Here is a 14,905-nt window from a genome sequence, read left to right as displayed (position 1 = left end):
GACCATCTAAACTCAGTGCTTGATGAGGCTCGCTTTCCACCCCAACCACTATGCGCTACGGCGCAACCTCACAGCCTTGAGCGCTGCCCGCACCTCACTGACCACTCGAGGCCTTTCATAAAGCAATTCGCTCGGGGAATACCGCAAGACAACAAAGCCTAGATTCTGGATGTGCTTTTCACGCTGCCGCTCCGCTCGGATGACCTCGTCCACCGGTTTGCCGTAAGTGGTTCCGTCATATTTCACATGCCCATCAATCTCAATGACAACGGCATCATCGATACATAGGTCCACCCTATACCCGTTCGCAAAAGAATACTGAGCAATGATCTTGCTTCCTAGCCCTTCAGCTATGAGAATTCCGCGAGCGTACGACTCATAAGGCGACTCAGCCAGCGCAGATGCGAACTGAACTGCCAACCTCGCCCGTGCTATTCCCTTGGCACGGCTTAGCTGCAGCACCATGCCGCTTAGCTCATCGTGGGTCACCAGCTTGTGCACCAGCGCTGAGTCCATCGCCATGATTCCTTCTTCCAAGGACACCATTCGCGCGATGTCAACGCACGTCCGCGCGACGTTGGTACTCCTCACACCATCAACGTCCACGATGTGTTCTGCCGGCAGCCACATTTTCCTGTAGCGGACTCGCGGATCCTGGGCAGCTTTTGTGGGAAGAGACTTTGATTTCCTCACCAGCGTGATGGATTCGTTCTTCGGCGGCAGGACCCAAAGTCCAAGCAGCCTTGCTGCTGATTTTCCGGCAACCACGGCCTTAGATGTTCCTCGCGCTATGGCAGTTATGTCTACCACCTTCCTGCGAAAAGAAGGTAGCTGTTTATACTTTTCGGCGGGATAGGCAAACCACGTAGTAATTCGGACGAGGTCACCCGTGGCAATCTTCTGCCACGTCGGATCATGCTGGGGAAGAGTTCGAAGGTAAATGAGTTGAGCTAAGTCTGTCATATCTCAACTGTTAGACGAGCAGTCTCCGTCCATCCAGAGCCTCCTCCAAAACCTGTGGATAACTGGTTGACCGTATCAACATAACGGGCTATAAGGTCCCTCTTCGGTGGTCTCTTTAGTTTGGTCCCTTAACTCCGAAAAGGGACCATCTACGACCATAGATACTCAGCCAAATGGTCCCTTTACCAAGCAAAGGGACCAAAGTAAGAGGACCAAACTAGAGGGGCCACCAAGCGAGCCTTCTCCCGCGCACGCTGGGCTACTTATAGGCCGAGAAGCCCGTAATCTTCTTGCCCATGATGAGCGACTGCACGGTATCGGTGCCCTCGTAGGTGTGCATGGCCTCGATATCCGCAAAGTGGCGCGCAATATCGTTCTCGAGCAGAATGCCGACTCCACCGAGCATGTCGCGGGCATCAGCGGCAATGCGTCGCGCGGCACGCGTGTTGTGAAGCTTCGCCGCCGAGGCTTGCTCCGGGGCCAAGGTGCCAGCATCCTCGCGCTGGGAGACCTCGCGGCAGGTGAGCATCATCTGGCTGAGATCGAGGACCATGTTGGCCAAACGCTGCTGAATGATTTGGGCCTTGGCCAGCTCGCGGCCGAACTGGACGCGTTCGAGTACGTAGGAGCGGGCAATCTCATAGCAGGCCACCGCGGAGCCGAGCGCCATCCAGGACACACCGATGCGGGTAGCGGTGAGCACGCGAGAAACATCCTTGAAGCTGCGACAACCTGAAAGCTGGTTGGCGGCAGGGATGCGGCAATCCTTCAGCGTGATGTGCGCCTGGTGAATGGCGCGCAGGGAGAGCTTGCCCTCAATCACGGTGGCGGAGTAGCCGGGAGTCTCCTGTGGAACGATGAAGCCGCTGACGTTGCCGTCTTCCATGCGGGCGTAAATGATGGTGATGCCGCCGGATGCACCGTTGCCAATCCACTTCTTTTCGCCGTTGAGGACCCACTCGTCGCCATCACGAACCGCGGTGGTCTCCAGCGCGATGGAGTCCGAGCCGTGATCCGGTTCGGTGAGGCCAAAAGCACCGAGCAGCGAGCACGAAGCCATCTGCGGCAGGTACTCAGACTTCTGTTCCTCCGAGCCCAGCATCGCAATCGAGCGCATGGCCAACCCGGCCTGCACCGCGATGACCGTTCCCATCGAAGCATCCGCGCGGGTAATTTCCATGAGCGTCAATCCTGCCTCGAGGGTGAACATCTTCTTGTGGCCGTCGACAGCCAGCCCATCCGTCATCACGTCCAGAGAACCCAAGCGTGAGACCAAGTCCAGCGGGTACTCGGAAGCTTGCCAGTGCTTGTTAATCACCGGGTCGGAGTACTCGCGGAACTGAGCAGCCCTCTTCCAGCCTTCAGCGTCGGACGAGGATAGGTTGTCGAAGACGCCGAGGAAGTCAGTGGTGCGCTCGAAGAGGTTGTGGGACATGGTTACTTCTCCAGGTAATACGAATGACTATTAGCCTCAATTGTGACCTGACTCTCGCCACCTGTCAAGCAGCCGCCCTGTACACTAATCACCATTAGCTTTGACAAGGAGGACGCCACCGTGGCCAACCAGAAACGCCGCGACCAGATCGCCGCCGCCGCGCTCGACCTCTTCGACCAACGCGGCTACCACGCCACCGGCATGGAGGACATCGCCAAGGCCGTCGGCATGCGCGCCTCCAGCCTTTATAACCACTTTTCCTCAAAGCAGGAGCTTCTCGCCGAGGTCACCATCACCGCCATGGAGGATCTCCTCCGCGCCAACGCTGCCGGGCTGGCGGGACTGAAAGAACCGCGCGAGAAGCTCGTCGCCACGATGAAAGCGCACGTTGTCTACCACGCCACCCATGCCCGGCGCGTCCGCGTGGTCAACAACGAGCTCACCAACCTCGAAGAGCCCCATAAGTCGGTGGTTCTCCAGCTACGCCGCGACTATGTGGCACGCTGGATGGCCGTGGTCAACGAGGGCGATTTCCATGCCGAAAGCCTCAAAATCGCCTGCTGGGCACTCATCGATATGGGCATTGGCGTAGCCCAATGGTTCTCCCCCGACGGTGATCTCACCGCCGAGGAATTGGGCGAGATGTATGGCCAGTTCGCCCTGCGCCAGCTCACCTAAGGCGCGCAGCCGATGGCCTGCTCCTCTTCGCGCCCATCCTCGTACTGCACTCGGACACGGGAGTACACCTCAGCGTGGTAGCCGCACGCCTCGCGCTTATCGACGACCACCTTCACCCTCTCCTCCTTAAACGTTCCCTCCGCGCAGTTCGGGTCACAGTCATTCTCGATGGCCACGCCATCCGCCTCGGCGGTCTTTGCGCCCCAGTTTGACCACGTCAGCTGGTTGACCAAGTAGTTGTTGTCGGCGCACGCTAGCGAGATTCGTTCGGGTCCGTCGAGGCCCGTCACGGAGACACAGTCCAGGATGGCGGTGGCATCGACGGTGGTTTCCACGTCTGGGCCCACGAGGCCAACAACGCGCACGAGCTGTCCGGTGGCTGGGAGAACGGAGAAGCTGACATGGTCGGAATCGCGAATCACGGTGACCAGCTCGTCCTCCCCCTCGCCCTCGACGCTGCCGACGTCGTTGCCGTCAGTATCCGCGAGGATCTCGTAGGTGATCTTCTGCTGCTCGCTGGAAAGCCCTGGCTGGAGTAGGAGCTCCAGCGCACCGAGCGCACGGTTGGGGAAGGAATCCGCGAGCTTTTCTAGCCCCGCGCGGTCGGTCGCGATGACCAGATCTTCCGGGTTGACCGAAGGCTGCGGGTCAAAGCCCGGGACCTCTCCCTGCGAGGACACCTCAACGGCACCACCCGCGTCCACCGAATATTCGGTTACCGCCATGGCATCGCCCACCGTGTCCACTCGCTTCATGTACTCCTTCGCCGTGACGCCTTTATCCAGAGCATCAGGCTGAGCGCCAGCCGCCTCGCCGGCTTGGGTCAGGATCTCCGAGGCGGAGGCCACCGGTTGCGAGTTATTGAGCAGCGGAATCGCACCGCCCACCAGCGCAAGGACCGCGACACCGGCCGCAGCATAGGTCCACGTAGGGCGCCCCTTGGTGATGCGGGCGAGGGTAGCTTCGGAGTGCTTGAGGGAATCGTCGGAAAGCGTGGCGTCCGGTACGGGGTTGGCTGCACGGAGCTGGTCGAAAGAGTTAGACATCGGATTCTCCTGTGAGTTCGGATAGATGAGTACGGGCGCGGTGTAGACGCACGCGGACGTTGGTGCGGGAAATGCCCAGGACTTCGGCTATTTCCGGGTGGTCGAGCCCCTCCCACGCATGGAGGGTCAGTATTTCCTGCTCGGCGGAGGGCAAGCGCAGGAAGGCCTCACTGATATCGAGGCTTAAGTCGACGGCGTCGTAGCCGGCATAGGACTCCAGCTCGTGGTCGTCGAGGTTCTCCGTCTCGCGGCGCGTGCGGTAAAACTCCCGCATGACGTTGCGAGCGATGCCGTACAGCCACGGCAACGGCGTGCCCCGCACCGAATCGAAGCCGGACCAGGCACGCTCAAAGACGTCAGCAGCCAGCTCCTCGGCATGGCTTGGTGGAACGCGGCGGCGAAGGTAGGCCAGCACCGCCGGGTAATGCTCGCGGAAGAGCCGGGAGAATTCCCGTTTCCGCGAACCAGGCAAAGAAAAAACAGTCACTAAAACTCCAGATTACTGATGGGCTCACTGGGTATGTGACAGCACAGAGCCTAGCGTTACAGCCGCACAGTAAACTCGCGGACATGTTCTCTCTTCTCAAGGCCTATGGCCTCCTGCCCTGGTGGAGCCAGACGTTTTCTGATCAGCAGCGCGATCGCATCCTTGCCGCGATACCCGAGGGCACGGGAGCACGCTCGGCCTCAGAGTTGCTCGCCGCGCTTCTTACGGGTGCCCTCGATGCGATGGCGTGGAAGGAAGCACTGCTCATCGCCGATAAGTTGGAGTCCAACGCACCGCTTTCCCCTATTTTGCAGCGTGCCCGCGCTGAGGCGGAGCGCCACCTCACCACTGCCCCGCGCGGCGATAATCCTTTTGAGCAGACCCCACACCGCTCCGAAACGGTACCGGCACGGTTCCTGGCGTCCCGCATTGCCGAGCTTAACGACGGTGAGCGGTGCCACATTGCGCTTGACGACGTCCTCGTCGATCCCTCCGACCACGCCTTCCTCCGTGCCCGCGCGGTCGCGGTCTCAGAGGAGACAGGGCTTGAAGTGTCCTATGGCCCAGAGGGCTATACGCTAACGATTACCCGGCCGGTTCTGCTGAAGCGGGTGGCTTCTGTGGGTGAGGAACTGCCCGTGGCTTGGGTCGTGGACCGCTCCTAATGGTTTACTGATAGGGATATGGAACCACTCGAGCTCTCTGCCCTCACGGGCAACCAGTCGCGGACGTACGGCACCCGCAAGATCACCAAAGACATGGTCTCGGCGCCGGTGCACGTGGCGATCGCCCTGTGGGATGAACGCTGGGATTCCGCGGAGGGCGGGACTATCGACGGCTGGGTCATCGCCGTCAACACCAAAGACACCCGTTTCGTGCGCAAGGGGAACATTCGCCAGGGCGACATCGTTGAGGTAGCCGTTCGCGAGTTTGAGAAGGCCACGAAGAACATCAAGGGCCGCACGTGGATCGTCACGGGACGCCGTCAAACCGCTCTGCGCTCCGCACTCGAGGAGCGCGGCTATAGCGTGACGGGAAGCTTTGCGGAGGAGAATAGGGCGTCGAGAAGCGCGAGCTCCGTACGACGCAAAGAGGCAGGCATCACCGCGCGCCGAGCCAAGAAGGAAGGCGAGGCTCCCCGCAAGAAGCAAGCCATAAAGGTGGAGACCCCCAAGGCACACTGGTGGCCGAATTTCTCCACGGCCTCCTCGTGGCCGGACGGCGCCACGGTGCGCATCGCGACGGACGCATCCTCCGACACCGTGTTCAAAGGCTCGATGTGCTTCGTGGCAGGCAACGGCGATTACCGCCTGCGCACCCGCGAAACCTCTGCGAGCACCGATGAGCTGGAGCTCGAATCCCTCACCCTAGCGCTGAAATACCTGCTCAAGGTCGGCGCCACCAAGGCCATCATCGAGTCCGACTCCGTTGCCGCCCTCGACGCGGTGAAGCAAATTCGGACAAAGGGCTCAAAAGCAGTGCGTTCGCGGGGCGTGTGGCGCGGGCTTTCCTCGGGTTCGCGCTCGCGCTTCCAGCAGGCCTGGAAAGATGTTGAGGGCGTCTGCGATGTCACGATTCGCCGCGTACTAGGCCATGCGGGCGACCCGCTCAACCGGGCCGCCGACCAGATTGCGTACATGGGACTGCGCGCCATCGCACATCCCCGGAAACAATCGCAGCCCACGCTCAAGGAGGGCATCACCAAAGCCCTGTCGAAGCTCTAATTCGGGGTGTGGCCGGCCCCTAGCCTAGGGTGAACCGTATGACCAATCCCTTTGACTCAAACCCCTTCGAGGAGTCGGACGAGCCTTCTCGTGGCCGCGGGGTTAATCCTTTCGCCGAGTCCTATGCGGAGCCTTTCGAAGAGCCGCAGCGCGCCGACACACCTGCTCCTGTATCGGACCACACCCCAGCCACAGCCCCAGCAGCAGACCCAGCCCCGGCCTCAGCGGGCTCAATTCACCAATTTTCTTTCGTCAAAGCCGCCCTGAGTGCTTTCTCGGTTCTCATTGGTCTCAACGCAATTGGTGAAACCGCAGTGCTCTGGGGCATCGGATTCGGCCTACCCGGTGCCTGGTACTTCATCAAGTCCCTGCAGCAAAAGACCAACCCCACCCAGCCGCAAAAGCGCCACTGGTTTGTCATCTGGCTCATCGCGATTCTGCTGGTGATTATCGGCGCGTAGTCTTTAGGCCCACCACGCGCCGCCAGACAATCCGCAGCAGCGAGTGCGGAGTCGCCACCACTTCACGCAGATAGTTCCACACCCGCGCTTCCTTGGGAGTGCGAACTCCGTGCACGCGAACCCGAATTCCCAGGTGCCAGGCCCACACGCGGGTGCGCAGAACGTGAAAATCATTCGTCACGACGCGAAAATACGCATACTCCGGGCACAGCGCATGAGCGCGTTCGAGATTTTCATTCGTGCTGGTCGCCATCGGTTCCACAAGGATTCGCCCAGCCGCAACTCCGCGCGCGATGAGGTAGTTCCGCATCACGTCCGCCTCCCCGAAGCCGGATACGATGACAGGCTCATCCGGCATCACGCGGGCCGCCACCACCGCGCGGTTGAGGCGGCTACGTAGCAGAGAGCCCGGCTCGTCACCCACTACACGCGCGCCCAACACCAGAACCGGAAACTGCATGGCTGCTAGCTTAGCGTGCATACTGGTCAGCATGAACATGTGCGTAGTCGGGTCCATCAACGCTGACCTCGTGGTCCACACCTCGCGGCATCCCAAGCCGGGCGAAACGCTCTTGGGCCACGGCGGCGAGATTACTGCAGGTGGCAAAGGCGCGAATCAGGCGGTGGCGGCCGCGCTATTGGGCGCTCGTGTGAGCTTTGTGGGCGCGGTGGGCAGCGATGCCTATGCAGCACCTGCCATGCATTACCTTGAGGCCAGCGGCGTGAACCTTGAGCATGTTGCCCGTACCGACGAGGTCACTGGCCTCGCCGTCATTACTGTGGACGAGCAGGGTGAGAACACCATCATTGTGGTGCCGGGAGCCAATGCGCTTGTCGACGCCCCCTTCATCGCCACCCACTCCTCCCCCATCGCCGCAGCGGAGCTGGTTCTGCTGCAGGGCGAAATTCCCGCTGATGGTTTTGCCCAGGCCATCGCGCTGGCCACGGGCAGGGTTGTGATAAACCTCGCGCCGGTCGTGGAAGTGGACAACGAGGCACTTCTGCGTGCCGATCCCCTGCTGGCCAATGAGCATGAGGCAGGGCTCATCCTGGAACAGCTGGGGTTCGGCGGTGAGGGGTCACCGCAGGAGCTAGCGCAGCGACTGCGCGCAGCTGGTTTTGCCTCGGTCGTGATGACGCTCGGCGCGCGTGGCGCGCTGGTGGCAGACGATGACCTCACAGAGATTGCTTCCCCGCAGGTCACACCCGTGGATACGACGGGCGCGGGCGATGCCTTCGCCGGCGCGCTGTGCGCGCGACTTCTGAAGGGAGATTCGCTGGTGGAGGCAGCGCGCTATGCCACCCGGGTCGGGGCCTTCGCCGTGACGGGCTCGGGCGCGCAGGCCTCCTACCCTCATCGTGAATCCGAGCTGCCCAGCTAATTACTCTCCGAGAAGCTGAGCACGCAGGTTCGCGTCCTTCTTTTCGACCTCAGCTGCCATGGTGTCCTGGTAAGCGGCCATCTTCTCCACCAAGGCGGGGTCACCGGCCGAGAGGATGCGCACGGCAAGCAGGCCGGCATTCTTGGCACCGCCAATCGACACGGTAGCTACCGGCACGCCGCCCGGCATCTGCACGATAGAGAGCAGGGAGTCGAGGCCATCAAGGTCCTTGAGCGCACGCGGGATGCCGATGACCGGCAGCGGCGTGGCCGCAGCGACCATGCCCGGCAGGTGCGCGGCACCGCCTGCGCAGGCGATGATGGCCTTCAGCCCGCGCTCGTGCGCGGACTTGGCGTAGGCCAGCATCTTCTCCGGGGTGCGGTGAGCGCTGACCACGCCGACCTCGAACGGCACACCGAATTCGGCGAGCACCTCGGCGGCGGGCTTGACGGTAGGCCAATCCGAATCGGAGCCCATGATCAGGCCAACGAGCGGTTCCATGACTTCTCTCCTTTAAACGTTGGAATCCTCCGCCCACTGCGCGTGGACGAGGAAATGGGCAGCATCAGCGGCAATGCGGCGGGTATCAGCGATATCCTCGCCGACGACATTGACGTGGCCAATTTTGCGACCAGCCTTGTGGTCCTTGCCGTACAGGTGGACCTTGGCCTCCGGGTAGCGCTCCATGACGGCGCGGACACGCTCGGGCATCGACATGGCCGGGTCTTCGTCGGCTCCCAGCACGTTGGACATGACGGTAATCGGAGCCAGCGGCTCGGTAGAGCCCAGCGGCAAGTCCAAAACCGCGCGCAGGTGCTGCTCAAACTGCGAGGTTACGCAGCCATCCTGGGTCCAGTGGCCAGTATTGTGCGGGCGCATGGCCAGCTCGTTAACGGCGATATCCTCCTCCACCACCATGCCGGGGGCACCGGAGGCAGACGCGATAATGGCGCCCGCATCCTGCTTAGCACCAAAAGCAAAGAGCTCAACGGCCAAAACACCTGTGACACCAAGCTCGGTAGCCACCTGGATACCGACCTGCAGAGCTCGCTCGGTCAGCTCCGGCGAGAGGTTCGGGGCTGGGGCAAAAGCCTCGGCACAAATACCCTCGCGCTGGACGGACTCCGTCACCGGCCATGCCTTGACCTCACCGGAGGGGCGGCGTGCCACAAGTACGGACAGCTCCCGGGTCAGAGCGACCTTTTCCTCGGCCATGAGAGGCGTATCGGCAGCAAGAAGCTCTTCTACCAGCGGTTCCAGCTCCTCGGCAGAGGGGAACCACACGCCGTGACCGTCATAGCCACCGCGGCGGGCCTTGAGGCACACGCGGCCTTCGACCAGCTCGGCGAAAGCGCGGGCATCCTCCACCGACTCGATGGCGGCGAAGCGCGGCACCGGGGCACCCAAGTCGGAGAGCTTCTGGCGCATGAGCAGCTTGTCTTGCGCGTAGAGGAGGGCGGAAGGTTGGGGTTGGACGTTGTAGGAGGCGTCGATAAGCGCGCGCACATGCTCCGTCGGCACGTGCTCATGTTCAAAGGTCAGGGCATCAGCACCTTCAGCGGCCTTCGTCAGCACCTCATAGTCGTGGTAATCACCGAGGACGACGTCCGGGATAACCTGCGCGGCGGACTTATCCGGCGCGGACGCCAAGAGGCGCAAGTGGATGTCGAGCTCAGCGGCGGCCGGCTGCATCATGCGCGCGAGCTGGCCGTCTCCAAAAACAGTAACGGTTGGCTTATGTTGTTCACTCACCCCTTCAATACTAGCCTTGGGGTCATGATTGTCCGGCATACCATCTTCCAGAACTCCCTCATGACTGCCCTGTTGGACGGCATTTACGATGGCGAGATGACCATCGGCGAGCTCTTGGGGAAGGGTAATTTCGGCATCGGTACCTTCGATGCGCTGGATGGTGAGATGATTATCCTCGACGGTGTCTGCTACCAACTGCGCGGGGACGGCACCGCGACGGTCGCTGACCTGGGCCAAGGAACCCCCTTCGCCGTTGCGACGAATTTCGTCCCCCGCATTAAGGTGGACGCCCCCAAGGGACTGAAGCGCGAGGAGCTTTCAGCCTTCATCGATGAGCTCGAGCCCTCAGCTAACTACATGTACGCGGTGCGTATCACCGGCCGCTTCAGCAACGTGGTTACCCGCACGGTGGTCAAGCAGAGCAAGCCCTATCCGCCGATGGCGCAGGCAGTGGGCGGCGATAAGGAGCTGCGCTTTAGCGACGTTGAAGGCACCATCGGTGGTTTCCGCACCCCGGTCTTTGAAAAAGGAATTTCAGTACCCGGATGTCACGTGCACTTTATCGACGCTGCACGCACCTCCGGTGGACACGTGCTGGACTACACGGTGGATGAGGCCACCATTGAGCTATGCCCCGGCACGGACCTCGATCTGCGCTTGCCACTGACTCACGAGTTCCGCTCCGCCAACCTGGCCCCTGATGACCTGGACCAGCAGCTGCACACGACGGAGATTAAGGATTAGCCCCACACCGGTTGTTCATTGAGGATGTCCTCGACGCGCTTGGCTTTGGGGATGGACGGGAAATACATCGGTTTCTCGTATCCGTGGAGTGCCAGCGAAATCCCACCGCGGCGACGGCGGGCACCACGGATATCCGTGAGAGGGATGGAATCTACGCGCTTGCCGTCGCGGGCGATGACGCGCAGGTTGGTCACGATGAAGCGCTTACGGCGGGCTTTCACCAAGGGGAGGACAAAGCGCCAGGCAGCAAGCAGGGCCCAGATAGCTACTAAACCATTGCGAAGCGCCAAGTCAATGCCGTTATAGTCGCACCAGCCGATGGCAATCCACGCCACGCCGGTGACCACGATGAGCTCGAGAAACGGGAAAAGCAGCGTGCGGAACGGCGCTGTCATATCCGCGCGGACCACCTCGCCGCGTCCCATCTCCATGAGGTTCATGGGGCTCATGATACCCACCTGCTCACGCAAGCCGACTGTGCGGCACTCAGTTCATGGTGGTGCAGAGGGGCACCTGCTTAGCGTCTCCCGCGGGGCATCTTCTACAGGGCATCAGTCAAAGGGCATGTTTACCTCTAAAAACGCCTTGTGGGGTCTCCATATGGCGTTTTTAGGGATGAAAACGCCCTTTGAGAGATGCCTTTGAGCGAATGCCTCATAGAGAGGACGCGTGCTTGACGACGCCCCGCCCGACCAAAGCTACTGTGCAGCAGGCCGCAGGTGGATGACATCGCCGGCGGAATAAAATTCGCCACCAACATTGATGCGGCCATCATCGGCCACACCCTCAACGGTGCCGGTGACGTTACCGGCTGGAGCCTCGAGCCGGACCTCCTGGCCGATGGACGAGCACACCGTGCGATAGTCCGCCATGAGCTGCGGGTCCTGCTTCTCCCACTGGCTGATGCGGCGACGTAGGTTCTTCAGCACCGTGATGGCGAGCTCCGTGCGGTCGGTATCAAGGCCTTCCAGCGCCAAGGACGTTGCGGCCTCGATGGGTAGCTGCTCGCGGGTCAACGTGACATTGATGCCCATACCCACGACAACGCGCGCGGACGGCGGGTTCGCTGCTTGGGTCTTCGGCGCCACCTCGGCCTTGTTGATTTCAGCCTTGTTGATTTCAGCCTTGTTGAGCTCCGCCTTGTTCACTTCGGCCTTGGAGACCTCAGCCTTCGACACTTCAGCCTTGGAGACCTCAGTCTTCGGGGCGGACTTGAAGGCCTCGCCCACTGGGCCGGCTTCAGCGAGGATGCCGCACAGCTTCTTGCCGTCGATGTGCACGTCATTCGGCCATTTGAGGACGGCACCGTCGACGGAGTCGGTCACAGCGAGTCCCGCTGCCAGCGGCAGGGTGCCCAAGTGGTCGAGCGAATCCGGAAGAATAAGTACAGAGAAAATGAGCTGCGATCCGGCTGGGCTGACCCAGTGACGGCCCAAGCGGCCTTTGCCGGCAAGCTGCTCATTAGCTAGCAGCACCGTGCCATCAGCCACCTTGTCTGCCTGCATGAGGTCGGTATTGGTAGAGCCAGTGGACTCGGTGTACTCGATGACGGCGAAGTCTTCCGCCAAGGCTTCGCGGATACGGTCCATATCTAAAGCTGTCATGCTGCCTGATCCTACTCGCTGCCTCACAGCTCGAACCTGCGTCGTGGTGTCTGTGCCGAGTGTTAGGGTTACTGCATGGCAAAGGTCACTTTTGAGAACGTCGGCATCACCTATCCGCGTGCCGAGAACCCCACGGTGAAGGATCTCAACCTGGAGATCGCCGATGGCGAGTTCCTGGTCCTCGTCGGCCCGTCGGGCTGCGGTAAATCCACCACGCTGCGCGCGTTGGCCGGTTTGGAACCGGTCTCCAGCGGCCGCATCCTCATCGATGACAAGGATGTCACCGGTCTCGAGCCGGGCGAGCGTGACATCGCGATGGTCTTCCAAAACTACGCGCTCTACCCGCACCTCACCGTGGCGGAAAACATGGGCTTCGCCCTCAAGCTGGCCAAGCGCCCTAAGGCAGAGATCAAAGCCAAAGTGGAGGAAGCCGCAAAGACCCTCGGTCTGACCGAATACCTCAAGCGCAAGCCTAAGGATCTCTCTGGCGGCCAGCGTCAGCGAGTGGCCATGGGCCGAGCCATCGTGCGCAACCCCAAAGTCTTCCTCATGGACGAGCCGCTCTCCAACCTGGATGCCAAGCTGCGCGTCCAAACCCGTGCGGAACTGGCCAGCCTCCAGCAGCGTCTCGGCACCACGACTGTCTACGTAACGCACGATCAGGTCGAGGCCATGACCATGGGGGATCGCGTCGCTGTGCTCAAGGACGGCGTGCTCCAGCAGGTAGCCCCGCCGCGTGAACTGTACGATGCTCCCGCTAACGAGTTCGTCGCCGGTTTTATCGGCTCGCCAGCCATGAACATCTTTGACTACAACGGCGGCCGGATCGGCGTGCGCCCGGAGAAGATGTTCATCAACAAGGGCCCACTGGGCTTCCCTGGTGTCGTGGATTTCGTCGAAGAGCTTGGAGCGGAGTCCTTCGTGTATGTCACCGTGGGCGAACAGCGCTTCGTCGCTCGTGCCCGCGGGGAGGTTCCGACACGCGGCGAAGAAGTCGTGCTCAGCTTCAACCCGCGCGAGGCACACCGCTTTGACCCCGAGACTGGGGATCGCATTAACAACTAACAGGGGGTAGCTTTCACCCCCGCGGAAAGTCAAATAAATGTCAAAACCGCTTGCGGAGTGGATCTGATCCCCTATTTTGAAGTCACCAGAAGTTTTCCGAAAGGTGAATACTCTATGAAGAAGCCGTTTCTCCACAGCTCCCTGCGCACTGTCCGTCGCGGTGTCGTCGTCACCACAGCAGCACTTGCACTGACCTTGACGGGCTGCTCGTCGAGCGATGAGGGATCGTCGTCAAGCACTGGCTCCGAGGCCGCCTCCACGGACGGCGGTGACGGCCGCGGCCCGATCACCTTTGCCATGGGCAAGAACGATACTGACAAGATCACGCCCATCATTGAGGCATGGAACGCCGAGCACCCGGATGAGAAGGTTGAACTCAAGGAGCTCGCTGGCGAGGCAGACGCGCAGCGCGAAACCCTCGTGCAGTCCCTGCAGGCAGGAAACTCTGACTACGATGTCATGGCGCTCGACGTCGTGTGGACCGCTGATTTTGCCGCCAACCAGTGGCTCGCCCCGCTGACCGGTGACCTTGAGGTTGACACCTCTGACCTTCTGCAGCCCACCGTGGATTCCGCCACCTACAACGGCACCCTCTACGCTCTGCCGCAGAACACCAACGGCCAGCTGCTTTTCCGCAACACCGACTTGGCTGACAAGGCTCCGGAGAAGTTCGCCGACATCACCTCCGCGTGTGAGGCCTTCAAGGAGAACACCTCCTGCCTGACCACGCAGCTTAAGCAGTATGAGGGCCTGACTGTGAATACCGCTGGCTTCATCGAGGGCTGGGGCGGCTCCATTCTGGATGAGCAGGGCAATGTCACCGTCGATTCGGATGAGGCCAAGGAGGGCCTGCAGGCGCTTGTTGACGCCTACGAGGACGGCACCATCTCCAAGGACTCCACCGCCGCAACGGAAGAGGAGACCAACCTGGCCTTCACCGAGGGCAAGACGGCCTTCGCCATCAACTGGCCGTACATGTACACCAATGCTGAGGAAAAGGGCATCAAGTTCGAGGTCCAGCCGCTGGTGGGCAAAGATGGTGTTGGTGTCTCCACCCTGGGTGGCTACAACAACGGCATCAACATCAACTCCGAGCACAAGGCCACGGCCCTGGACTTCATGAAGTTCATCATCAACGAGGAGAACCAGAAGTCCTTCGCCGAGGCTTCCTTCCCGCCGGTGCTGGCGTCCATCTACGATGACGACTCCTTGGTCGAGGAATTCCCGTACCTCCCAGCCCTGAAGGAGTCCCTGGAGAATGCAGCGCCGCGCCCAGTCTCCCCGTTCTACACCGCTATTTCCAAGGCCGTGCAGGATAACGCCTACGCCGCACTGACCGCCGGCAAGTCCGTCGATGACGCTACGAAGGACATGAAGGCCGCCATCGAGGCAGCGTCGCAGGGTTAATCCTCCCCGCGAGTGTGGGGCGCGAGTGAGTCCGCTGAGACTTGCCCGCGCCCCTTTCTGCGATCTGGGTGCACAGCGGCCTTGAACATCATGTCCGAGTCACCCGCTATGATTTTCACAACTGTCCCCTTATGTTCCCGATTAGCTTCACAACGTA

Annotated in this window: 17 protein-coding genes; 8 read left to right on the top strand and 9 right to left on the bottom strand. The window is 61.3% G+C overall.

Annotated elements, in window-relative coordinates; translation table 11 throughout:
- Positions 1 to 48 precede the first annotated feature (48 nt).
- Both CSING_RS03075 and CSING_RS03070 read right to left on the bottom strand, forming a co-directional pair.
- Positions 49 to 963 (bottom strand): DUF559 domain-containing protein, encoded by a 915-nt coding sequence (locus CSING_RS03075; protein ID WP_042529611.1) that lies wholly within the window; start codon positions 961 to 963, stop codon positions 49 to 51.
- A gap of 259 nt (positions 964 to 1,222) precedes the next feature.
- Positions 1,223 to 2,398 carry an acyl-CoA dehydrogenase family protein gene (locus CSING_RS03070; protein ID WP_042529609.1) on the bottom strand — a complete coding sequence of 392 codons (1,176 nt, stop codon included), beginning with the start codon at positions 2,396 to 2,398 and terminating at the stop codon, positions 1,223 to 1,225.
- Between the two features lie 120 nt (positions 2,399 to 2,518).
- Between CSING_RS03070 and CSING_RS03065 the strand changes: the two genes are divergently transcribed.
- Positions 2,519 to 3,076: a TetR/AcrR family transcriptional regulator gene (locus CSING_RS03065; RefSeq protein WP_042529608.1), complete on the top strand. Its 558-nt coding sequence runs from the start codon at positions 2,519 to 2,521 to the stop codon at positions 3,074 to 3,076.
- Here the strand turns inward: CSING_RS03065 and CSING_RS03060 are convergent.
- Positions 3,073 to 4,122, bottom strand: coding sequence for a hypothetical protein (locus CSING_RS03060; protein WP_042529605.1), 1,050 nt, complete (start codon positions 4,120 to 4,122; stop codon positions 3,073 to 3,075). The two genes, CSING_RS03065 and CSING_RS03060, sit on opposite strands and share 4 nt — an antisense overlap.
- Positions 4,115 to 4,609, bottom strand: a complete 495-nt coding sequence (locus CSING_RS03055; RefSeq protein ID WP_042529603.1) for an RNA polymerase sigma factor — start codon at positions 4,607 to 4,609, stop codon at positions 4,115 to 4,117. The genes CSING_RS03060 and CSING_RS03055 overlap by 8 nt, the downstream gene beginning before the upstream one ends.
- A gap of 83 nt (positions 4,610 to 4,692) precedes the next feature.
- Here CSING_RS03055 and CSING_RS03050 point away from each other — a divergent pair, with 83 nt between their 5' ends.
- From CSING_RS03050 to CSING_RS03040, 3 genes are read left to right on the top strand one after another with little or no spacing between them, the layout of a single operon-like run.
- Positions 4,693 to 5,274 carry a hypothetical protein gene (locus CSING_RS03050; RefSeq protein ID WP_042529601.1) on the top strand — a complete coding sequence of 194 codons (582 nt, stop codon included), beginning with the start codon at positions 4,693 to 4,695 and terminating at the stop codon, positions 5,272 to 5,274.
- Positions 5,275 to 5,292: 18 nt separating this feature from the next.
- The gene (locus CSING_RS03045; RefSeq protein WP_042529599.1) at positions 5,293 to 6,333 is read left to right on the top strand and encodes a ribonuclease HI; all 1,041 of its coding nucleotides are present in this window, start codon (positions 5,293 to 5,295) and stop codon (positions 6,331 to 6,333) included.
- A 38-nt stretch (positions 6,334 to 6,371) separates the two neighbouring features.
- Complete coding sequence (locus CSING_RS03040) at positions 6,372 to 6,794, top strand: hypothetical protein (protein ID WP_042529598.1); 423 nt, start codon at positions 6,372 to 6,374, stop codon at positions 6,792 to 6,794.
- On the opposite strand, the gene CSING_RS03035 is transcribed toward CSING_RS03040, so the two are convergent.
- Positions 6,781 to 7,275 (bottom strand): YdcF family protein, encoded by a 495-nt coding sequence (locus tag CSING_RS03035; RefSeq protein ID WP_236684015.1) that lies wholly within the window; start codon positions 7,273 to 7,275, stop codon positions 6,781 to 6,783. The genes CSING_RS03040 and CSING_RS03035 overlap by 14 nt on opposite strands.
- A gap of 16 nt (positions 7,276 to 7,291) precedes the next feature.
- On the opposite strand from CSING_RS03035, the gene CSING_RS03030 reads away from it, so the two are divergent.
- The gene (locus CSING_RS03030) at positions 7,292 to 8,176 is read left to right on the top strand and encodes a ribokinase (protein ID WP_084226146.1); all 885 of its coding nucleotides are present in this window, start codon (positions 7,292 to 7,294) and stop codon (positions 8,174 to 8,176) included.
- On the opposite strand, the gene purE is transcribed toward CSING_RS03030, so the two are convergent.
- A complete protein-coding gene (gene purE, locus CSING_RS03025; RefSeq protein WP_042529593.1) occupies positions 8,177 to 8,677 on the bottom strand; it encodes a 5-(carboxyamino)imidazole ribonucleotide mutase in 501 nt (166 codons plus the stop codon).
- 12 nt (positions 8,678 to 8,689) lie between these two features.
- Complete coding sequence (locus CSING_RS03020) at positions 8,690 to 9,967, bottom strand: 5-(carboxyamino)imidazole ribonucleotide synthase (protein ID WP_042529591.1); 1,278 nt, start codon at positions 9,965 to 9,967, stop codon at positions 8,690 to 8,692.
- Between CSING_RS03020 and budA the strand changes: the two genes are divergently transcribed.
- The gene (gene budA / locus CSING_RS03015; RefSeq protein ID WP_042529589.1) at positions 9,953 to 10,672 is read left to right on the top strand and encodes an acetolactate decarboxylase; all 720 of its coding nucleotides are present in this window, start codon (positions 9,953 to 9,955) and stop codon (positions 10,670 to 10,672) included. The genes CSING_RS03020 and budA overlap by 15 nt on opposite strands.
- On the opposite strand, the gene CSING_RS03010 is transcribed toward budA, so the two are convergent.
- Together CSING_RS03010 and CSING_RS03005 are read right to left on the bottom strand one after the other, a co-directional pair.
- Positions 10,669 to 11,112 carry a hypothetical protein gene (locus tag CSING_RS03010; protein ID WP_042533062.1) on the bottom strand — a complete coding sequence of 148 codons (444 nt, stop codon included), beginning with the start codon at positions 11,110 to 11,112 and terminating at the stop codon, positions 10,669 to 10,671. The genes budA and CSING_RS03010 overlap by 4 nt on opposite strands.
- A 258-nt stretch (positions 11,113 to 11,370) precedes the next feature.
- The gene (locus CSING_RS03005) at positions 11,371 to 12,276 is read right to left on the bottom strand and encodes a biotin--[acetyl-CoA-carboxylase] ligase (protein ID WP_042529588.1); all 906 of its coding nucleotides are present in this window, start codon (positions 12,274 to 12,276) and stop codon (positions 11,371 to 11,373) included.
- Between the two features lie 75 nt (positions 12,277 to 12,351).
- On the opposite strand from CSING_RS03005, the gene CSING_RS03000 reads away from it, so the two are divergent.
- Positions 12,352 to 13,341: an ABC transporter ATP-binding protein gene (locus CSING_RS03000; protein WP_042529586.1), complete on the top strand. Its 990-nt coding sequence runs from the start codon at positions 12,352 to 12,354 to the stop codon at positions 13,339 to 13,341.
- A 114-nt stretch (positions 13,342 to 13,455) separates the two neighbouring features.
- Entirely contained in the window at positions 13,456 to 14,748 is a 1,293-nt protein-coding gene (locus tag CSING_RS02995; protein ID WP_042529584.1) for an ABC transporter substrate-binding protein, read from the top strand.
- The last annotated feature ends 157 nt before the right edge of the window (positions 14,749 to 14,905 follow it).

It is taken from the genome of Corynebacterium singulare (genome assembly GCF_000833575.1).
In the GTDB taxonomy this organism is placed as follows: Bacteria; Actinomycetota; Actinomycetes; order Mycobacteriales; family Mycobacteriaceae; genus Corynebacterium; species Corynebacterium singulare.
Note: the sequence above shows the minus strand (reverse complement) of the source record. Positions and strands in the feature narration are given on the sequence as shown.

Bases quoted from the DNA above. Each gene is read 5' to 3' on its own strand.
- CSING_RS03075 (WP_042529611.1), bottom strand. From the start codon at position 963: ATGACAGACTTAGCTCAACTCATTTACCTTCGAACTCTTCCCCAGCAT.
- CSING_RS03070 (WP_042529609.1), bottom strand. From the start codon at position 2,398: ATGTCCCACAACCTCTTCGAGCGCACCACTGACTTCCTCGGCGTCTTC.
- CSING_RS03060 (WP_042529605.1), bottom strand. From the start codon at position 4,122: ATGTCTAACTCTTTCGACCAGCTCCGTGCAGCCAACCCCGTACCGGAC.
- CSING_RS03050 (WP_042529601.1), top strand. From the start codon at position 4,693: ATGTTCTCTCTTCTCAAGGCCTATGGCCTCCTGCCCTGGTGGAGCCAG.
- CSING_RS03045 (WP_042529599.1), top strand. From the start codon at position 5,293: ATGGAACCACTCGAGCTCTCTGCCCTCACGGGCAACCAGTCGCGGACG.
- CSING_RS03040 (WP_042529598.1), top strand. From the start codon at position 6,372: ATGACCAATCCCTTTGACTCAAACCCCTTCGAGGAGTCGGACGAGCCT.
- CSING_RS03035 (WP_236684015.1), bottom strand. From the start codon at position 7,275: ATGCACGCTAAGCTAGCAGCCATGCAGTTTCCGGTTCTGGTGTTGGGC.
- CSING_RS03030 (WP_084226146.1), top strand. From the start codon at position 7,292: ATGTGCGTAGTCGGGTCCATCAACGCTGACCTCGTGGTCCACACCTCG.
- purE (WP_042529593.1), bottom strand. From the start codon at position 8,677: ATGGAACCGCTCGTTGGCCTGATCATGGGCTCCGATTCGGATTGGCCT.
- budA (WP_042529589.1), top strand. From the start codon at position 9,953: ATGATTGTCCGGCATACCATCTTCCAGAACTCCCTCATGACTGCCCTG.
- CSING_RS03020 (WP_042529591.1), bottom strand. From the start codon at position 9,967: ATGCCGGACAATCATGACCCCAAGGCTAGTATTGAAGGGGTGAGTGAA.
- CSING_RS03010 (WP_042533062.1), bottom strand. From the start codon at position 11,112: ATGAACCTCATGGAGATGGGACGCGGCGAGGTGGTCCGCGCGGATATG.
- CSING_RS03005 (WP_042529588.1), bottom strand. From the start codon at position 12,276: ATGACAGCTTTAGATATGGACCGTATCCGCGAAGCCTTGGCGGAAGAC.
- CSING_RS03000 (WP_042529586.1), top strand. From the start codon at position 12,352: ATGGCAAAGGTCACTTTTGAGAACGTCGGCATCACCTATCCGCGTGCC.
- CSING_RS02995 (WP_042529584.1), top strand. From the start codon at position 13,456: ATGAAGAAGCCGTTTCTCCACAGCTCCCTGCGCACTGTCCGTCGCGGT.